The organism is Pseudomonas poae (assembly GCA_028869255.1).
In the GTDB taxonomy this organism is placed as follows: Bacteria; Pseudomonadota; Gammaproteobacteria; order Pseudomonadales; family Pseudomonadaceae; genus Aquipseudomonas; species Aquipseudomonas poae_C.
Map to the genome: position 1 here is coordinate 1663119 of CP110972.1, position 19931 is coordinate 1683049.

12 protein-coding genes and 2 pseudogenes are annotated in these 19931 nt (G+C 61.7%); 7 read left to right on the forward strand and 7 right to left on the reverse strand.

The window, feature by feature from the left end; translation table 11 throughout:
* Nucleotides 1-10 precede the first annotated feature (10 nt).
* Together LRS56_07750 and LRS56_07755 are read right to left on the reverse strand one after the other, a co-directional pair.
* A complete protein-coding gene (locus LRS56_07750) occupies nucleotides 11-1618 on the reverse strand; it encodes a methylcrotonoyl-CoA carboxylase (GenBank protein ID WDU64362.1) in 1608 nt (535 codons plus the stop codon).
* A gap of 12 nt (nucleotides 1619-1630) precedes the next feature.
* A complete protein-coding gene (locus LRS56_07755; protein ID WDU64363.1) occupies nucleotides 1631-2794 on the reverse strand; it encodes an isovaleryl-CoA dehydrogenase in 1164 nt (387 codons plus the stop codon).
* 149 nt (nucleotides 2795-2943) lie between these two features.
* Here LRS56_07755 and LRS56_07760 point away from each other — a divergent pair, with 149 nt between their 5' ends.
* Nucleotides 2944-4581 carry an AMP-binding protein gene (locus tag LRS56_07760; protein WDU64364.1) on the forward strand — a complete coding sequence of 546 codons (1638 nt, stop codon included), beginning with the start codon at nucleotides 2944-2946 and terminating at the stop codon, nucleotides 4579-4581.
* A 677-nt stretch (nucleotides 4582-5258) separates the two neighbouring features.
* Here LRS56_07760 and LRS56_07765 read toward each other — a convergent pair.
* From LRS56_07765 to LRS56_07775, 3 genes are all read right to left on the reverse strand, one after another.
* Nucleotides 5259-6158 (reverse strand): hydroxymethylglutaryl-CoA lyase, encoded by a 900-nt coding sequence (locus LRS56_07765; GenBank protein ID WDU64365.1) that lies wholly within the window; start codon nucleotides 6156-6158, stop codon nucleotides 5259-5261.
* A gap of 16 nt (nucleotides 6159-6174) precedes the next feature.
* Complete coding sequence (locus LRS56_07770; protein ID WDU64366.1) at nucleotides 6175-6567, reverse strand: MerR family DNA-binding transcriptional regulator; 393 nt, start codon at nucleotides 6565-6567, stop codon at nucleotides 6175-6177.
* A 110-nt stretch (nucleotides 6568-6677) separates the two neighbouring features.
* Nucleotides 6678-7613: a LysR family transcriptional regulator gene (locus tag LRS56_07775; GenBank protein ID WDU64367.1), complete on the reverse strand. Its 936-nt coding sequence runs from the start codon at nucleotides 7611-7613 to the stop codon at nucleotides 6678-6680.
* A gap of 151 nt (nucleotides 7614-7764) precedes the next feature.
* On the opposite strand from LRS56_07775, the gene LRS56_07780 reads away from it, so the two are divergent.
* Nucleotides 7765-8994 (forward strand): acyl-CoA dehydrogenase, encoded by a 1230-nt coding sequence (locus LRS56_07780; GenBank protein ID WDU64368.1) that lies wholly within the window; start codon nucleotides 7765-7767, stop codon nucleotides 8992-8994.
* A 234-nt stretch (nucleotides 8995-9228) separates the two neighbouring features.
* Here LRS56_07780 and LRS56_07785 read toward each other — a convergent pair whose 3' ends face one another.
* Both LRS56_07785 and xthA read right to left on the reverse strand, forming a co-directional pair.
* On the reverse strand, nucleotides 9229-10557 hold the full coding sequence (locus LRS56_07785) for a phosphate ABC transporter substrate-binding/OmpA family protein (GenBank protein WDU64369.1): 1329 nt from the start codon (nucleotides 10555-10557) through the stop codon (nucleotides 9229-9231).
* A 187-nt stretch (nucleotides 10558-10744) separates the two neighbouring features.
* Nucleotides 10745-11556, reverse strand: a pseudogene (xthA, locus tag LRS56_07790) (exodeoxyribonuclease III).
* A 170-nt stretch (nucleotides 11557-11726) separates the two neighbouring features.
* On the opposite strand from xthA, the gene LRS56_07795 reads away from it, so the two are divergent.
* From LRS56_07795 to LRS56_07815, 5 genes and pseudogenes are all read left to right on the forward strand, one after another.
* The gene (locus tag LRS56_07795) at nucleotides 11727-12377 is read left to right on the forward strand and encodes a GNAT family N-acetyltransferase (protein ID WDU64370.1); all 651 of its coding nucleotides are present in this window, start codon (nucleotides 11727-11729) and stop codon (nucleotides 12375-12377) included.
* A gap of 64 nt (nucleotides 12378-12441) precedes the next feature.
* On the forward strand, nucleotides 12442-14169 hold the full coding sequence (locus tag LRS56_07800; protein WDU64371.1) for an autotransporter assembly complex protein TamA: 1728 nt from the start codon (nucleotides 12442-12444) through the stop codon (nucleotides 14167-14169).
* Nucleotides 14169-17841 (forward strand): annotated as a pseudogene (locus LRS56_07805) (translocation/assembly module TamB). Before LRS56_07800 ends, LRS56_07805 begins: the two are co-directional and overlap by 1 nt.
* Before the next feature lie 156 nt (nucleotides 17842-17997).
* Nucleotides 17998-18471 (forward strand): MarR family transcriptional regulator, encoded by a 474-nt coding sequence (locus LRS56_07810; GenBank protein ID WDU64372.1) that lies wholly within the window; start codon nucleotides 17998-18000, stop codon nucleotides 18469-18471.
* Nucleotides 18468-19919, forward strand: coding sequence for an efflux transporter outer membrane subunit (locus tag LRS56_07815; protein WDU64373.1), 1452 nt, complete (start codon nucleotides 18468-18470; stop codon nucleotides 19917-19919). The genes LRS56_07810 and LRS56_07815 overlap by 4 nt, the downstream gene beginning before the upstream one ends.
* Nucleotides 19920-19931: the final 12 nt, after the last annotated feature.

The following is a 19931-nucleotide window of genomic DNA, read 5'->3' on the forward strand; positions in this document are numbered from 1 at the left end:
ACAGCTCCATTTACATGCGGAACACGCCGAAGCGGCTCGGCTCGATGGGGGCGTTCAGCGAGGCGGACAGGGCCAGGGCCAGTACGTCGCGGGTCTGCAGCGGGTCAATCACGCCGTCATCCCACAAGCGCGCGCTGGAGTAGTAGGGGTGGCCCTGGGTTTCGTACTGGTCGAGGATCGGCTGTTTGATCGCGGCTTCTTCTTCGGCGCTGAAGGCTGCACCTGCGCGTTCGGCCTGTTCACGCTTGACCTGCACCAGCACGCCGGCCGCCTGTTCGGCACCCATTACGCCGATGCGGGCGTTGGGCCACATCCACAAAAAACGCGGGTCATAGGCGCGGCCGCACATGCCGTAGTTGCCGGCGCCAAAGCTGCCGCCAATGATCACCGTGAATTTCGGCACCTTGGCACACGCCACCGCGGTGACCAGCTTGGCGCCATGCTTGGCGATGCCGCCAGCCTCGTACTTTTGCCCGACCATAAAGCCGGTGATGTTCTGCAGGAACAGCAGGGGAATCCCGCGCTGGCAGGCCAGCTCGATAAAGTGCGCGCCTTTTTGCGCGGCTTCGGCGAACAGAATCCCGTTGTTGGCGAGGATCGCGATCGGATAGCCATGCAGGTGCGCAAAGCCACACACCAGCGTAGTGCCAAACAGCGCCTTGAATTCATCGAAGACCGAGCCGTCCACCAGCCGCGCAATCACTTCGCGCACCTCGAACGGCTGCTTGGCATCGGCCGGAATCACCCCGTACAGCTCTTCGCTGCTGTACAGCGGCGCCACCGGCGGGCGTTGCAGCAACTCGCCCTGTTTGCGCCAGTTGAGGTTGGCCACGCTGCGCCGGGCCAGGGCCAGGGCGTGTTCGTCGCTGTCGGCATAGTGGTCGGCCACGCCGGAAATCTTGCAGTGCACGTCGGCCCCGCCGAGGTCTTCGGCACTCACCACTTCACCGGTTGCAGCCTTCACCAGCGGCGGGCCGGCGAGGAAAATAGTGGCTTGCTGGCGCACCATGATCGCTTCATCCGCCATGGCCGGCACGTAGGCGCCACCGGCAGTACATGAGCCCATCACCACCGCGATCTGCGGGATGCCTTGGGCGCTCATGTTGGCTTGGTTGAAGAAGATCCGCCCGAAGTGTTCGCGGTCGGGGAACACTTCATCCTGACGCGGCAGGTTGGCGCCGCCTGAGTCGACCAGGTAGATGCACGGCAGACGGTTCTGCTCGGCGATGGTCTGGGCGCGCAGGTGTTTTTTAACGGTGAGCGGGTAATAAGAGCCGCCTTTTACCGTGGCGTCATTGGCGACAATCATGCATTCGACGCCTTCCACGCGGCCGATCCCGGCAATCACCCCGGCGGCGGGCACGTCTTCGCCATACACCTGATGCGCGGCCAGTTGGCTGAGTTCCAGGAACGGTGAACCCGGATCGAGCAGGCGATTGATGCGCTCACGCGGTAGCAGTTTGCCGCGTGAGGTGTGACGTTCCTGGGCCTTGGCGCCGCCGCCTTGCTGCACGTGGGCGAGCAAGGTGTGCAGGGCGTCGACCTGTTGGCGCATCGCCGCGCTGTTGGCGGCAAATTCCGCCGAGCGCGGGTTGAGCTGAGTATGCAAGGTGGCCATGGGCGCGCTCCTTCAGCGGGTTTCGTTGAAGAGTTCGCGACCGATCAGCATCCGGCGAATCTCACTGGTGCCGGCGCCGATTTCGTACAGCTTGGCGTCACGCAGCAGGCGGCCGGCGGGGAATTCATTGATATAACCGTTGCCGCCGAGAATCTGGATCGCGTCCAGGGCCATTTGGGTGGCGCGTTCGGCGCTGTAGAGGATCACCCCGGCGGCGTCCTTGCGCGTGGTTTCGCCGCGCTCGCAAGCCTGGGCCACCGCGTACAGGTAGGCGCGGCTGGCGTTGAGTTGGGTGTACATGTCGGCGACCTTGCCCTGGATCAGCTGGAATTCGCCGATGCTTTGGCCGAACTGCTTGCGGTCGTGGATGTAGGGCACGATCAGGTCCATGCAGGCTTGCATGATCCCGGTAGGGCCGCCGGAAAGTACCACGCGCTCGTAGTCGAGGCCGCTCATCAGCACTTTCACGCCGCCGTTGAGCACGCCGAGGATGTTTTCCTCGGGCACTTCCACGTCATCGAAAAACAGCTCGCAGGTGTTGGAGCCGCGCATGCCCAGCTTGTCGAACTTGCTGCTGCGGCTGAAGCCCTTCCAGTCGCGCTCGACGATAAACGCGGTGATGCCGTGGGGGCCTTTTTCCAGATCGGTCTTGGCGTAGATCACGTAGGTGTTGGCGTCGGGGCCGTTGGTGATCCAGGTTTTGCTGCCATTGAGCACGTAGCGGTCGCCGCGTTTATCCGCGCGCAGTTTCATCGAGACCACATCGGAGCCGGCGTTCGGCTCGCTCATGGCGAGGGCGCCGACGTGTTCGCCGCTGATGAGTTTGGGCAGGTATTTGAGCTTCTGCTCGTGGCTGCCGTTACGGTTGATCTGGTTGACGCACAGGTTGGAGTGGGCGCCGTAGGACAGCGCCACCGAGGCCGAACCGCGGCTGATTTCTTCCATGGCCACCACGTGCGCCAGGTAGCCGAGGCCAGCGCCGCCGTATTCCTCCGGCACGGTGATGCCCAGCATGCCCATGTCACCGAACTTGCGCCACAGGTCGGCGGGGAACAGGTTGTCGCTGTCGATCTGTGCGGCGCGGGGCGCGATTTCCTTGGTCACGAAGGACTGCACCTGGTCGCGCAGCATGTCGATGGTTTCGCCGAGAGCGAAGTTCAGGGACGGGTAACTCATGGGCAGCACCTTAATGTGAGCTTTGTTGTTGTGTGGTTGGCGCGCCAGGGAAGGGCGTTCACCTTTACGTTAACGTAAGCTTGCGTTACGGCGCTGTCAATCGTAGTTTACGTTTACGTCAACCTACAAAAAAGACAACAGGGGTCGTTATGGATCAACCGAATCAGAGCTACAGCCGTGGCACTCAGGGCAAGACCTTGCTGGCTGAGACTATTGGCCAGGCATTCGATCGCATCGCTGCGCAGTATCCCGACGGCGAAGCACTGGTGGTGCGCCATCAGCAACGCCGCTACACCTGGCGGCAGCTGGCCGAAACCGTGGATGAGCACGCCCGCGCCTTCCTGGCCCTGGGCATGCAAACCGGTGACCGACTGGGCATCTGGGCGCCCAACTGTGCCGAGTGGTGTATCAGCCAGATCGCCAGCGCCAAGCTCGGGGTGATCCTGGTGAATATCAACCCGGCATATCGCAGCAGTGAGTTGGCGTACGTGCTCCAGCAATCAGGCTGCCAGTGGCTGATCTGTGCCGGCTCGTTCAAGACCTCGGACTACCATGCGATGTTGCAGGAGCTGCAGCCCGACCTGCGCGGGCTCATCAGCCTCGACCCCAGCCCGCCCCCGGGATTCCTGCCTTGGTCAGCGCTGGCGGCCCTCGGCGCAGGCGTCCCGCCCGAGCAACTGCAGAGCCGCCAGGCCAGCCTGCATTTCGACCAAGCCGTGAATATCCAGTACACCTCCGGCACCACCGGTTTTCCCAAGGGCGCGACCCTCAGTCACCACAACATCCTCAATAACGGCTACATGGTTGGCGAAAGCCTGGGCCTGACGGCGCAGGATCGCCTGGTGATCCCGGTGCCGCTGTATCACTGCTTCGGCATGGTCATGGGCAACCTCGGCTGCATCACCCACGGCACCACGATCATTTACCCCAATGACGGTTTCGACCCGTTGCTGACCCTCAGCACTGTCGCCGAAGAGCGCGCCACGGGCCTGTACGGTGTGCCGACGATGTTTATCGCGATGCTCGATCACCCGCGCCGTGGCGAGTTCGACCTGGCCACCCTGCGCACCGGCATCATGGCCGGCGCCACGTGCCCCATCGAGGTGATGCGCCGGGTTATCAGCGAGATGCACATGAGCGAAGTCCAGATCGCCTACGGCATGACCGAGACCAGCCCGGTGTCTTTGCAGACCGGGCCGGATGACGACCTGGAACGCCGCGTGACCACCGTCGGCCGCACCCAGCCGCAGCTCGAAAGCAAGATCATCGACGACGCCGGCAATACCGTGCCCCGTGGCCAGATCGGCGAGTTGTGCACACGTGGTTACAGCGTGATGCTCGGTTACTGGAACAACCCCGAAAGCACCCGCGACGCCATCGACGCTGCCGGCTGGATGCACACCGGCGACCTGGCGACCATGGACGAGCACGGCTACGTGTGCATTGCCGGGCGCAACAAGGACATGATCATTCGCGGTGGCGAGAACGTGTACCCGCGTGAGGTGGAAGAGTTTTTCTTCACCCACCCGGCGGTGGCGGATGTGCAGGTCATCGGCATTCCGGATGAGCGTTACGGCGAAGAGATTGTGGCCTGGGTCAAGTTCCACCCCGGCCATGTGGCCAATGAGCTGGAACTGCAAACCTGGTGCAAAGGGCGCATCGCGCACTTCAAGACGCCCAGGTATTTCAAGTTTGTGGACGAGTTTCCGATGACGGTGACGGGCAAGATCCAGAAATTTCGCATGCGCGAGATTTCCATTCAAGAGCTGCGCACGCATTCCAGCTAACCACACAAAACCAATGTGGGAGCGGGCTTGCTCGCGAATGCGGTGGTTCAGTCAACATTTCAGTGGCTGACACACCGCATTCGCGAGCAAGCCCGCTCCACATTTTTGCTCGCGGTGAGTCAATAAAAGATCGAAAACGCAGAAAGCACAAAGGGGACCCGAGGGTCCCCTTTAATTTGTCGTTGCGTGCTCTTTTTTTATTATTGAGGGGCGGTCTATTGTTGTTTTTGGCAACCGTTACCCTTTACCGCTGTTTTGGATGACCCCCATCCGGGGTCAAGAGCAAACGTATTTTTTTGAGCGCTGATCTGCTTCTTCGTTATCGATCCAACCAGTGGGTAGCTACCTGAGGTAGTTTTATTTTTCTCTAACCGGTTGCGGGTTGCGGCACGCCGTACCCTGCGAAGCACATCTTCTCCAAAAAAATCTGTTAGCTGCGTCTCTGCCGTGTTGTTTTTGTTATGTCAGAGTCGTTTCGTCTTATTTTTATTAGGTTTGGCGCTTTTTATTCTTGTTATGCCATAGAGATAGCAGAAGCCGTGCCAACTTTTAAAAATGCTTTAAAATCAATGTCTTAATTTTTATGTAAGAATTGCCCTGCAGCAAATACGACAAAATATGTTCCCGTGTTACTCGATGTGTAGCGGCGCGGTAACACATTGTCACGGCTGCGCTACTCAAACGGCGTTACGCGCCTTGGCCACGCGCGATCCGGTAGCGCGGCCCAGCACCTGGCTGATGTGCGCGCCTGCACGAATCAATGCCTCCAGGTCGATACCGGTGTCGATACCCAGGCCATTGAGCAGGTACACCACATCTTCGGTGGCGACGTTACCGCTGGCGCCTTTGGCGTAAGGGCAGCCGCCAAGGCCCGCGATAGAGCTGTCGAACACATTGATACCTTCGAGCAGGCTGGCGTAGATATTGGCGATGGCCTGGCCGTAGGTGTCATGAAAGTGGCCCGCCAGCTTGTCCCGTGGCACCAGCGCACCGACCGCCTCGAACAACCGCCGCGTGGCGCCCGCCGTGCCGGTGCCGATGGTGTCGCCCAGGGACACCTCATAGCAGCCCATGGCATACAGCTCCCGCGCCACTGCCGCCACTTGTTCCGGCGCGATATCACCTTCGTAGGGGCAACCCAGCACACAGGACACATAGCCGCGCACGCTGATGCCGTGCTGCCTGGCCGCCGCCATGATCGGGGCAAAGCGTTCCAGGCTCTCGCTGATGGAGCAGTTGATATTGCGCTGGGAAAACGCCTCGGACGCGGCCGCAAACACCGCCACCTCCTTGACCCCGGCCGCCAACGCATCTTCAAACCCGCGCAGGTTGGGCGTCAGTGCGCCGTAGGTCACCCCCGGTTTGCGCTGGATCCGGGCAAAGACTTCAGCGGAACCGGCCATCTGCGGCACCCATTTGGGCGACACAAAGCTGCCGACTTCGATATAGCTCACGCCGGCTGCGCTGAGGGCATCCACCAACTGGACCTTGTCGGCCACGCTGATCGGCTGGGCTTCGTTCTGCAAACCGTCGCGTGGGCCGACTTCTACCAGGCGTACGTGTGAGGGGAGGGGCATGGCAGCTACCTTCTGGTTAATGGCCGACCTGGTTCATGGTCTGCGCGAGGGCCTGGGTGCAGCGCTCTTCGGCGGTGTCGAGTTCCAGCTTCATCTGTTCGATATCCAGCAGTTGTTGCTCCAGCTGTTCGCGGCGCTCGGCAATCTTGGCGAGCATGCTGTTGAGCTGGATATGGTTGCCGCTGGTGGGGTCGTAGAGTTCGATCAGCTCGCGGCATTCGGCCAGGGAGAAACCGATGCGCTTGCCGCGCAGGATCAGCTTGAGGCTGACCTTGTCCCGCGCCGAGTAAATGCGCTCCTGGCCCCGGCGTTCCGGGGCCAGCAGGCCTTGTTCTTCATAGAAGCGAATGGCGCGGGTGGTGATGTCGAGCTCGCGGGCGAGGTCGGAGATACTGTAGGTCGTGCTCATGGGGGCGCTCAAGAAGGTCTTGGCGCTAAGCTAATGGCAGGTTGACGTAAACGTCAAGGGCCTCACGTACTCTGTGGCGAGGGAGCAAGCTCCCTCGCCCCACATGCCGGTCAGGATTGCAGTTTATCCAGCTTCTTTTCGTGAGCCGTCACCTGCTGGCACAGCTCGATCATCTGTTCACGCATCCAACGGTTGGCCGGGTCCTGGTCGGTGCTCTCGTGCCAGTACAGGTGGGTTTCCACCGGCGGTACATCGTTGACCGGCAAGTTGAACCAGTGCAATTCGTGGCGCCGGGCGAAGCGCTCGGGCACGGTCATCACCATGTCGGTCTGCTGCAGTACTTGCGAGGCCATCAGGTAATGCTGGGAGCGCAAGGCGATCTTGCGCTGGATGCCCATCTTGCCCAGGGCCAAGTCGACATGGCCCAGGCCGTTGCGGCGGCTGGAGATATGGATATGGGTCAACGACAGGTAGTCATCCAGGGTGAACTTGTCCTTGCCCGCCATCGGATGGCCCTTGCGCATCGCACACACGTAGCGGTCTTCCATCAGCTTGACGTGCCGCACCTGCGGGTCGGTGTTGAGCGGCGCATCCACGGCGAAATCCAGGCGCCCGGCGGCCAGCTCCTTGGTGGTTTCGCGGCGTTTGGACAGGAAACTCTCGATCACCACGGTCGGCGCCAGGCGGCGCAGGCGCTGGAACAACAACGGCAGAATCACTGCCTCGGTGAGGTCGGTCATGCTGATGCGATAGGTCTTGGCCGCCTGTTGCGGGTTGAAAATCCGGCTTTCCTGCACCGACACCCGCAGCAACGACAGCGCATTGCGCACCGGGCCGATGATGTTCTGCGCCATCGGCGTAGGCACCATGCCTTGGGCCGTACGCACGAACAGCGGGTCGTTGAAGGTCTCGCGCAGGCGTGCCAACGCGTTGGACACCGCCGGCTGAGTGATGCCGACGATCTGCCCGGCGCGGGTCAGGTTGGCTTCGGTGTAGATCGCGTCGAAGACGATAAAGAGGTTGAGGTCGACCTTGCTCAGATTCATGTCGTTGCGCTCTTATTGTTAGGTGTCCATACGCCGATCATATATCGGTGATGAATGTTAATACACGCCGAGAATAGGCTAGGTAAATTATCAACGCTGTTCTAGCATCGATTGCATGACCTAAACAACCTCTCCAAGAAGGGAGCTGCTCATGGATTTCGCCTATTCGCCCAAGGTTCAGGAACTGCGTGAACGCGTCATAGCGTTTATGGATGCTTACGTTTACCCGGCCGAGCCGGTGTTCGAGCGCCAGGTCAGCGAAGGTGATCGCTGGCAGCCTACCGCCATCATGGAAGAGCTCAAAGCCAAGGCTAAGGCTGAAGGCTTGTGGAACCTGTTCCTGCCCGAATCCGAACTCGGCGCTGGCCTGACCAACCTTGAATACGCGCCGCTGGCCGAAATCATGGGCCGCTCGTTATTGGGCCCGGAGCCGTTCAACTGCTCCGCCCCCGACACCGGCAATATGGAAGTGCTGGTGCGTTACGCCAACGAAGAACAGAAGCAGCGCTGGCTCGAGCCGCTGCTGCGCGGCGAGATCCGCTCGGCGTTTGCGATGACCGAGCCGGACGTAGCCTCCTCGGACGCCACCAACATGGCCGCCCGCGCCGAGCGCCAGGGTGACGAGTGGGTGATCAACGGCAAGAAGTGGTGGACCTCCGGCGCCTGCGACCCGCGCTGCAAAATCCTGATATTTATGGGCCTGAGCAATCCGGATGCACCGCGTCACCAGCAGCACTCGATGATCCTGGTTCCGGTAGATGCCCCCGGCGTGAAAATCGTGCGCCCACTGCCGGTATTCGGCTACGACGACGCACCGCACGGCCATGCCGAAGTACTGTTCGACAATGTGCGCGTGCCGTACGAAAACGTGTTGCTCGGTGAAGGCCGAGGCTTTGAAATTGCCCAGGGCCGCCTTGGCCCAGGCCGCATCCACCACTGCATGCGCTCCATCGGCATGGCCGAGCGTGCGCTGGAATTGATGTGCAAACGCTCGGTCAGCCGTACCGCGTTCGGCAAGCCGTTGGCCCGTCTGGGCGGCAATATCGACAAGATCGCCGATTCACGGATGGAAATCGACATGGCGCGCCTGTTGACGCTGAAGGCGGCGTACATGATGGACACCGTGGGTAACAAAGTCGCGAAAAGCGAAATCGCCCAGATCAAGGTCGTGGCGCCGAACGTGGCGTTGAAGGTGATCGACCGGGCGATCCAGATTCATGGCGGTGCCGGTGTCTCCAATGACTTCCCGCTGGCCTACATGTATGCCATGCAACGTACCTTGCGCCTGGCCGATGGGCCGGACGAAGTGCACCGTGCGGCGATCGGCAAGTTTGAGATCGGCAAGTATGTGCCTAAGGAACTGATGCGCAGCGGGCAGTAAGCCCCGAGGCCCGACTCGCGTCTCTTAATGTGGCGAGCGGGCCTATGTGGCGAGCGGGTTTGTGTGGCGAGCGGGCTTGCCCGCGTTGGGCGGCGAAGCCGCCCCAAAACCAAACGCCGCGGTGCGCCTGAAAAAATCTGGTGGACCAGGGATGGGGCTGCTGCGCAGCCCAACGCGGGCAAGCCCGCTCGCCACACAAGCCCTCAAGCCACACAAGCCCGTTCGCCTGCCTTGTCAGTACACCCAAACCTCTACCCGCCGATTCTTGATCCGCCCCTCATCCGCCGTGTTCGCCGCCACCGGCATCTGCGCACCAAACCCACGAATATCCTTCAGCACCACGCCGTTCTTCACCAGCTCACGGCGTACCGCCATCGCCCTTAACTTGGATAGCAGTGCCGCCCGCTGCGGGTCGTTCTTGGCATCACCAAAGCCCACCAGCGTCACCTGCTTATCCAGCTTGTTGTCGCTTTTCAGGTACGCCACCACCCGCTGCAAATCCTGACGCGCTTTGTTATCCAGGCTGGCGCTGCCTTCCTCGAAACGAAAGTTCACGGTCAAACGCTGGGCATCACGCGCAATGGCCTGGTAGTCCTCAGGCATCGACGGGCGTGGCTCCACGGCCATCGCCTGCACCTGCTGCGCGATAAACCCATTCGCGGCAACAATCGCCTGGCCCTTGCTGCTTTGGGTAAAGTCCACCAGCGCCTTGGCCCACGGGTTGCGCGCCGACGGCGGCAGGTAAAAGAACAAACGGCGGGACAGCGGGTAATCCTCGGTGGCAATCAGGCTGTTGAGCGGCAACATCGGTTGCGAGTCGCCATCGACAATCGCCACCGCCTTGGCCTGGCGCACATAGGGCAGGCCGATAAAACCGATGCCCTGCGGGTCCTGGCTCACGGCATCTGACAATTGCTCGCTGGACTCAAAACGCTTGGCGGGCGCCATGGGTTTGCCGCGTCGGTTCAGCACCAGTTCCTTGAAGGTATCGTAGGTGCCGGATTGATCATCCCGTGCATACAAATGAATGGGCCCGCCGACGCCGCCCAGTGCCTCCCATGTGCTGATTTCGCCGTTGAACAGCTGCGCCAGTTGCTCGGTGGTCAGGGTGTTCAGCGGGTTTTGCGGGTTGAGGATGATTGCCAGGCCGTCGATGGCGATCACCTGTTCGGCCTCGGGGCTTTTCAGGTCGCCAAGCGGTTCAAGGTCTACCAGCTCGCTGTTCTTGATCGGGCGTGAAGACGCGGCGAGGTCGGCACTGGCGTTTTTCAGCGCAGCGAACCCGGTGCTGGACCCGTGGGCGGCCACCTCGATGGTCACGGTTTTGCCCTGGCGCGTCTTGCCGATCACCCGCTGTTCATTGGCGCCGTCGGTGGGTTCACTGTGCACGCCCTGTAAGCCCTGGTGCTCCATCAGCCCCTTGACCAGTGCGGGCCCGAGCGCGGCGCCGATGGTGTTCGAGCCCTGGAGGCGTAACGCAGGGCCTTGGTCGGGAACGGGAAGGGCAGCAGCCACAGCGGGGAGGGTGATCGCGCAACACAGGAACAGAACGCGCAGCATCATGCCGGCACCTTCTTAAGCCAAAGGGAGTGCCGCGAGATTAAGTCAGTTGGGTTTCAATAATATGACTGGCACACCGCAAGCCTGAATGTGGGAGCGGGCTTGCCCGCGATAGCGGTGTATCAGCAAGCCACTTTTCACCTGCCTACCGCAATCGCAGGCAAGCCAGCTCCCACACTGGACGGTGTTGTCAGCTCAATTCAAGCCAGATCGGCGCATGGTCCGAGGGTTTTTCCAAACCGCGCAGCTCGTAATCCACGCCCGCATCCTTGACCCGCGACAGCAGGCCGTTGGACGCCATGATCACGTCAATGCGCAGCCCGCGCTTGGGTTCATCTTCAAACCCGCGACTGCGGTAGTCGAACCAGCTGAAGCGGTCGGCCACCTCGGGGTTCAAGTGGCGAAAGCTGTCCACCAGGCCCCAGTTCTTCAGGCGCGCCATCCACTCGCGTTCTTCGGGCAGGAAGCTGCACTTGCCGGTCTTCAACCAGCGCTTGGCGTTGTCGGCGCCGATGCCGATGTCGCAGTCTTCCGGGGAAATGTTCACGTCGCCCATCACCACCAGCGCCTGGTCATTGCTGAACTGGCTTTCCAGCAGATGCTGCAAATCTTCGTAGAAGCGCTGCTTGGCCGGGAACTTGGTGGGGTGGTCGCGGCTTTCGCCCTGGGGAAGTAGCCGTTCATGATGGTGACCGGGTTGCCGTTTTCATCGGCGAACGTGCCCCAGATAAAACGGCGCTGGGCGTCTTCTTCATCGCCGGCAAAGCCTTTGTGCACACTCAAGGCCTCTTTGCGCGAGAGCAGGGCCACGCCGTAGTGGCCTTTTTGCCCGTGGTAATACACGTGATAGCCCAGGGCTTGTACTTCGGCCAGGGGGAACTGGTCATCGTGAACCTTGGTTTCCTGCAGGCCGATCACGTCGGGCTGGTGCTTTTCAATCAGCGCCGCCAGCTGATGAGGGCGGGCGCGCAGCCCGTTGATATTGAAGGAGACGATTTTCATGGTCGGCAGTCCAGTCCTGGCAAAAGGGCGATGCTAGCCGACAAGTCGGGCGGGGGCCAGCGTGGCGGTAGGGCGGATGCACTGCTAATGTCTGGGAACGACTGGAGCTGCGTAGGTTCGTACCCATAAGAACGCCATCCTTTTCAGTGGCGCCCAGGGAGATTGACTGTATGCCTGAAACCTCGACTGCCATTGCCGAAATCCGCTTGCTCAACAGCGGCTATTCCCGCGAGGCTCGCTCCCTGTTGTATCAGGCCTATCGGCACGAGCCGACCTTCGCCTATATCTTCGAGGCCGAGCGCCCAGGCTATGAGCAGCGAGTGCGCGCCACCGTGCGGGAGTTGGTCAAGCAGCATTTCTTCCAGAAACTGCCGGCCATCGGCCTGTTCGTCAACGATCGGCTGATCGGCATCGCGCTGATCGCGCCACCGCAACGGCGTTTGGGGATTACCGAGAGCTGGGCCTGGCAACTGCGCATGTGGCTGAGCACCGGTGTACGCGGCACCCGGCGCTATCTGGAATACCATTACGCCGTGTTGGCCTGCCTGCCCAGCGAATCGGTGCATGTGTTGCCGCTGCTGGGCATTCATCCGCAATTCCAGGGCAAGCATTACGGTGAACAACTGCTGGAAGCGGTTCACAACTGGTGCGCCGAAGACCCGCACTCATCCGGAGTGGTGCTGGATACCGGCAATTCACGCTATCTGGAGTTTTATAAGCGCCAGGGCTACGAGGAAATCGGCGAGGTCGCTGTAGGACCAATTCTGGAACATGTTTTTTTTCATCCCAACCCCCAAGTCCTACAGGCTACAACGGCTTAAATCAGAATTTTTCAGAAATGTCTGAGTTCTAAGACCCTCCCCAGCTCGTGTAGCATCCGCGCCTATGAAGTTTCCAGGAAGATTTACCAGCGGCTTGGTTCTGCTGTTCACAAGCTGTGGCGCATTTGCGCAGAGCGAATTGGACGTGCGGATCAAGCCCTCAAACGACGCGTTGAAAGCCAATATCGAAGGCTATATCGGCGGGGTGGGCGATCGTGATGAAGAAGCCTTGCTGCGGTTCAGCCGTGGCGCCGAGGAGCAGGCGCGCAAAGCGGCCCAGGCTCTGGGCTTCTACCAGCCACAGATCAACAGCGATGTGAAGGGCGGCAAGAACCCGCGCCTGATCCTCACTATCGACCCCGGCGAGCCGGTGCATTTGCGTAACGTGACCATTCGGGTCGACGGCCAGGCCTCGGACCTCAAGGCGTTTCGCGTGCCTGCCAGCGACGACCTCAAATCCGGCGCCGTGCTCAATCATGGCCACTACGAAGACGCCAAGCGTCTGATCCAGAACCAGGCTTCGCGCTACGGCTTTTTCAGCGGGCGCTTCACCCGCCAGAAACTCTCGGTAGACCCGCAAGCGGGCGTCGCCGATATCGAACTTATCTATGACAGCGGCCCGCGTTACACCCTGGGCAAGGTCAGTTTTGCCGGCGATACGCCGTTTGATGAAGAGCTGCTGCAACGCATGGTGCCGTTTAAAGCCGGCGCACCCTACGATTCCGAACTGATCGCCGAACTCAACCAGAACCTGCAAGCCAGCGGCTTCTTCGAGGGCGTGCGCGTGGATGCAGCCCCGGCCGCCTCCAGCAATGATGTGATCCCGGTGGCGGTCAATCTGCAAACCCGCAAGCCACGCACCATGGGCCTGGGCCTCGGTTACTCGACCGACGTCGGCCCGCGTGGCAAGGCCAACTGGACGCGCCACTGGGTCAACCCGCAGGGCCACAGTTACGGCTGGGAAGCCGAACTGTCGGCGCCGCGCCAGAACGTCGGCCTGTGGTACGACATTCCGCTGGACCCACCGCTCACCGATAAACTGCGCTTCGCCGGCGGTTATCAGAATGAAGAAATCGCCAACACCGACACCCTGAGTAAATTACTCACCCTGGGCCCCGAATGGCACAGCAAGTTGCCCAGCGGTTGGACCCGGGTGATCTCGCTCAAGTACCAGCGCGAAGAATATCGCCTGGGCAATGACTCGGGCCTCAGTAACCTGGTGATGCCGGGGGTCAGCTATTCCTACCTGCGCAGTGATAACCGCATCGACCCGCACAATGGCTATCGCCTGATGTTCGACACCAAAGTCGCCAAAGAGGGCCTTGGGTCCGACACCAACTTGCTGTATGGCACGGCCACGATCAAGGGCCTGACTACGTTGTGGGACAACCACCGTTTCCTCGGCCGGGCGCAGTTCGGTGGCAGTGCCACCAACGGGTACAAGTCGGTGCCGCCGTCGCTGCGCTTCTTCGCCGGTGGCGACCAGAGCGTGCGGGGCTACGAGTACCAGACATTGTCGCCAGAGAACGATCGCGGTGACCGTATCGGCGGCCGCTATATGGTCGCGTTGAGCGCCGAGTATCAATATTCCATCGCCGAAAAATGGCGGATCGCGACCTTTATCGACCAAGGCAACTCGTTTAACTCCCTGGAATTACCCAGCCTGAAAACCGGGGTCGGCGTGGGTGTACGTTGGGTTTCGCCGGTTGGGCCGATACGCCTCGACCTGGCCCACGCCCTCGAGGATCCGGGCGGCATTCGATTGCACTTTTCCATGGGGCCTGAGCTGTGATGCGTGGTGTGAAAATTGCGGGGCTGGCCGTGGTGGCCTTCCTCGCCGTGCTGTTGCTGGCCCTGTGGGCGGTACTCGGCAGCCAGGCGGGCAGCCGCTGGGCCTTGGGCCAGGTGCCGGGTTTGAGCGTGGAAAATTTCCAGGGCCATTTGGGTGGTCAGTGGCGCGCCGATCACCTGGTGTGGGAGCAAGACACTAGCCGGGTGGAGCTCGATGCACCCACGTTTGACTGGTCGCCGGCCTGCCTGCTGCGCATGACCTTGTGCATCAATCAGCTGGAGGTTGACCGTGTCAGCCTGCAATTTCCCCCAACACCGAAGAGAGCAGCAGCGGGCCGATCCAGCTGCCGGACTTGAAGCTGCCGGTTGCCCTCCAGTTGGGCGACGTTCGCGTCGGTAGCCTGCTGTTCAACGGCAGCGAGGAGCTCAAGGGCTTGCAACTGGCGGCGCACTGGACGGCTGCGGGGATGCAGATCGACTCGGTGCACCTGCAACGCGACGACCTGGTGCTGGACCTCTCCGGCCTGCTGCAACCGACCGGCGACTGGCCGCTGAGCGCCAGCGGTAATGTGAGCCTGCCCTATGCCCCCGGGGGGCGCCGTGGAAGCTGGCGTTGAAGATTGATGGCGACTTGCTCAAGACCCTCAAGCTCGACGCCGACAGCAGCGGTTACCTGCCGGCCAAGCTTGTCGGCGAGCTGCAACCGCTGGCGGAGAACCTGCCTGCGCAATTGCACATTACCGCCGATGGCTTCAAACCCAGCGCCGATCTGCCGGACACCCTGCAACTGAATCAACTGGACCTGAGCGCCAAGGGCGACCTGAGCAGTGGCTACCAGCTACTGGGCAAGGCCGTGCTGCCGGCGGAAAAAGGCCCGGTGGACTTGCTGCTGCAAGGCAAGGTCGACGCCAAGGGCGCACACATCGACGGCCTCGACCTGAACGCCGGTGACAAGCAGAGCCTCAAGCTCACCGCGCAGCTGGATTGGCAACAAGGCTTCAGCGCCGATGCTCGGATCGACTGGCTGGACTTCCCCTGGCATCGCCTCTACCCGCTGATCGATGAGCCGCAGGTGGTATTGCGCACCTTCAATGGTGAGATTTCCTACAAGGACGGCAACTACCTCGGCAACCTCAAGGCTGACCTCGACGGCCCCGCCGGCACGTTCAATGTGGTCACGCCGTTCAGCGGCGACCTTAAGCAAGTGTTTCTGCCCGAGCTGAAACTGACCGCTGGCCAGGGCAAGGCCGAAGGGCATCTGAACCTGCAGTTCGCCGACGGCATCGCCTGGGACACGGCGCTCGACCTGTCGGCGTTGAACCCGGCGTATTGGGTGGCTGAATTACCGGGTACGTTGGCCGGGCCGTTGCGCAGCAAGGGCGAGTTCAAGAATGAGCAGCTCAAACTGAACGCCGACCTTGACCTCAAGGGTCGTCTGCGTGGGCAAACCGCCGTGCTGGCGGCCAAGGCCGAAGGCGCGGGCGAGCAGTGGACCCTGGGCAACCTGGATATCCGCCTGGGTGACAACCGCATCAACGGCAGCGGCAGCCTGCAACAACGCCTGGCCGGGCAGATCGATATCAAACTGGCGCGCCTGGCCCAGCTGTGGCCGCAGCTGCGCGGGCAGGTCAATGGCCGGCTCGACGTGGCCGGCAGCCTCCAGGCCCCGCAAGGCAAACTCGACCTCAAGGGCCAGCAGTTGGCATTCGCCGACAATCGCCTGCAAAGCCTGACACTGGGCGCCAGCCTCGATAACGCCCAGCGCGCCAGAATCGACCTCAAGGGCAGCGGCATCCAGGCCGGTGAGACTCAGGTCGGCACCCTGACCGCCAGTGCCCAGGGCGATATCAAAAGCCAGAAAGTCCAGCTGGATCTGGTCGGCCCGTTGGTCAAACTGGCGCTGGCCCTGGACGGCAACCTCGACAACGGCAATTGGCGCGGCCGCCTGGCCAGTGGCGATGTACAGGCCGGCGGGCAAGACTGGAAGCTGCAAGCCCCGGCGAAAATCGAACGGCTGGCCGACGGCAAGCTGACCTTTGCCGCGCACTGCTGGGTGTCCGGCCCCGCCAGCCTGTGCGGTGAGGACCAGCGGCTGATGCCCGAACCCAAGTTGCGCTACCACCTCAAGCAGTTCCCGATCGACAGCCTGGCGGCATTCTTGCCCAAGGACTTCGCCTGGCAAGGCAAGCTCAACGCCGACGTCCAGCTCGACCTGCCCGACAGCGGCCCCAAAGGCGTGGTGTCGGTGGATGCCGGCGGCGGCACCTTGCGCGTCAAGGACAAGGACCAGTGGCTGGATTTCCCCTATGACACCCTCAAACTGGAAACCACCCTCAACCCGAAACGCATCGATACCCAGCTGAACTTCCGTGGCGGCAAGTTGGGCGAGTTGCTGTTACAGGCGCAGATCGACCCGTTGCCGAAGAATAAACCGATCACCGGCAATTTCAGCCTGACGGGCCTCGACCTCGCCGTGGCACGGCCTTTTGTGCCAATGGTGGAAAAACTCAACGGCAAGCTCAATGGCAGCGGGCGGATTTCCGGTGGGCTGCTGGCGCCGCTGGTCAACGGCAACGTCAACCTGGTTGGCGGCGAAGTCTCCGGGCCGCAGCTGCCTGTCAGCCTTGAAGGTTTGAACGTGCAAGCACTGATCGCCGGTGAAAGTGTGCAGTTGAACGGTGCCTGGCGCAGCGGCAAGGCCGGGCAGGGCAGCCTCAAGGGGCAGATCGACTGGGGGCAGGCGCTGACGGTGGACCTCAGCCTGCAGGGCTCGCAATTGCCTGTCACGGTAGAGCCCTACGCGGAACTCGAAGTAGCGCCTGACCTGAAGATCACCTTGAAGAACGACAAACTGGAGATTGCCGGCAAGGTCCACATCCCGCGTGGTGACATCACCGTACGCGAACTGCCGCCGTCGACCGTCAAGGTCTCGGATGACACGGTGATCGTCGGCAGCCAGACCGAGGAGGGCAAGCCGCCGATGGCGATGGCCATGGATATCGATGTGGTGGTGGGAGAAGACAAGCTCAATTTCTCGGGTTTCGGCCTCACCGCCAAGGTGCAGGGCCAGGTGCATATTGGCGACAACCTGGACACCCGTGGCGAGCTGTGGCTCAACGACGGTCGCTACCGCGCCTACGGGCAGAGGCTCGACGTGCGGCGGGCGCGACTGCTGTTCGCCGGGCCGCTGGACCAGCCGTATCTGGATATCGAGGCAATCCGCAAGACCGACGATGTGGTTGCCGGTATCCGCCTGAGTGGCAGTGCCGAGCAGCCCACCACGCAGATCTTCTCCGAGCCGGCCATGAGCCAGGAGCAAGCGTTGTCCTACCTGGTGCTGGGGCGTCCGCTGAGCACTACCGGCGAAGACAACAACATGCTCGCCCAAGCGGCACTGGGCCTTGGCCTGATGGGCAGTGCCGGGGTGACCTCGGACCTTGCAAACAAGCTGGGCATCCAGGATTTCGACCTCGACACCCAGGGCAGCGGCAACAACACCGCCGTGGTGGCCAGCGGCAAAATCACCGAGAAACTCAGTCTGCGTTACGGGGTGGGTGTATTCGAGCCGGCCAGTACCATCGCCTTGCGCTACCTGTTGAGCAAGAAGGTGTACCTGGAAGTGGCGAGTGGTGTCGCCAGCTCCTTGGATATCTTCTACAAACGCGATTTCTAATGTGGGAGGGGGCAAGCCCCTCCCACATTTGTCTGCATTCCACCCCGCCTGTCGCGAAACTACCAAGCAAGCTAATTATTCCATTTGACATTCGCTGCCTAAGCAGTAACATCTCGTCATACATTCACTGCCTAGGCAGTAATAAGGTGACTTCCGATGAAACACTTCACCCCCGACAACTTCCACAACTGCCACCTCGGGCTGTTGCTGGGCCGCGCCGCGTTGCTTAAAGACCGCATCATCGACACCCATATGGAACCCCACGGCATCACCGCCGCGCAGTTCAAAGTGTTGATCATCATGGCCCAGTACGGCGTCGACACCCCGGCCGAGCTGTGCCGCAACCTGTCCCTGGACAGCGGCTCGATGACGCGCATGCTCGATCGTCTCGAGCAAAAGGGCTTGCTGGGCCGTAAGCGTTCCGAGCTGGATCGGCGCCAGGTGCAGCTGGTGCTGACTGCCGACGGCCAGCGCCTGGCGGACATGCTGCCGTACATCGGCGCCGAGGCGCTGAACCAGTTGGCCGGCGCCCTGGAGCCCGGCGAGTTGCAAACCCTGGAAAAGATCCTCAAGAAAATTCTGATAGCTGCCGGTGATCCCATCACCCTTCAGCGGGTAGGTAAAGAATGAACACTCGTGCCCTTAGCCTGGTGCTGGTCGCCATGAGCCTGGCCGGTTGCGCCAATTTCAGCGGCCTCGATACGCAGGGCCAGCGCCTCGACGCCAATACCCTGCAAACTGGCAAATCCCTGAGCGGCGTGACGCTCTCGAACGCCGCCTGGCCCAGCGCCGAGTGGTGGAAAAGCCTCGGCGACCCCCAGCTCGACGGCCTGATCCGTGAAGCCCTGCAAAACAGCCCGGACATGCAAGTGGCCAGCGCCCGTGCCCATCAGGCCGAGGCCGCTGCCTATGCCGCCGACGCTGCGCGCATGCCAACCCTGGATGCCAGCGCTGGCGTCAGCCGTTCGCGTTTGGCCAAAGACCAGGACCCGCTGGGGCAGGGCGACGCCTACGCCACCGTGCGAAATATCAGCGCCAGCTTCAACTACAACTTCGACCTCTGGGGTGGCCAGCGCGCCGCCTGGGAAGCGGCGTTGGGCCAGGCGCGTGCCGCCGAAGTCGATCAACAAGCCGCACGCCTGACCCTGGCCGCCAACGTGGCCAAGGCTTACAGCGACCTGGGCCAGGCCCATATCGTGCGTGACCTGGCCAATGATGACCTCAAGCGCACCCGACAGATGCTTGATCTGGGCCAGCGCCGCTTGAACTCGGGCATCGACAGCCAGTATCAGTATCAGCAGACCGAAAGCCTGGAAGCCAGCTCCCAGTCGCAGTTGATCGATGCGGAAAAACAACTGCAAAGCGCCAAGATCGCCCTGGCCGTACTGCTCGGCAAAGGCCCCGACCGTGGCAGTGAGCTGACCCGGCCGAACCTGTTGAAACCCAGCGCCGTCGCCGTGCCCTCGGTGTTGCCTGCCGAATTGGTTGGCCGTCGTCCCGACCTGATTGCTGCGCGCTGGCGCGTGGAGGCGGCGAGCAAAAACGTCGCCGCGAGCAAAACCCGCTTCTACCCCAACCTCAACCTGAGCGCGAGTGCCGGGGCCGAGTCGTTGCTGGGCGATGCGATGTTTGGTTCGGCCAGCCGCTTCTTCAGCATTGCGCCGACCCTTTCGCTGCCGATCTTCGACGGCGGCCGCCTACGTGCCGACCTTGATGCCCGCGATGCGGATTACGACCTGGCCGTGGCCCAGTACAACAAAACCCTGGTGCAAGCCTTGGGTGATATCGGCAATACGCTGGTGCAGTTGCGCGAAACCGGGCGGCAGATCCAAGCGCAGCAACATGCCGCGGACATTGCCCAGCAGTCCTACGACACCGGGGTGCAGCGCTACAGCTCCGGGATCGGTAACTACTTGGATGTGCTGAGCATCGAGCAGCAATTGCTGCAGGCCCAGCGCCAGCTGGCGACCCTGAATGCGGCGCAGATCGACCTGTCGATTCAATTGATGCAGGCCCTGGGTGGCGGCTACAGCGCCAACAACGTGGCATCGACCACCCCAGCCACACGCACGGAATAATTTGAGGTATTT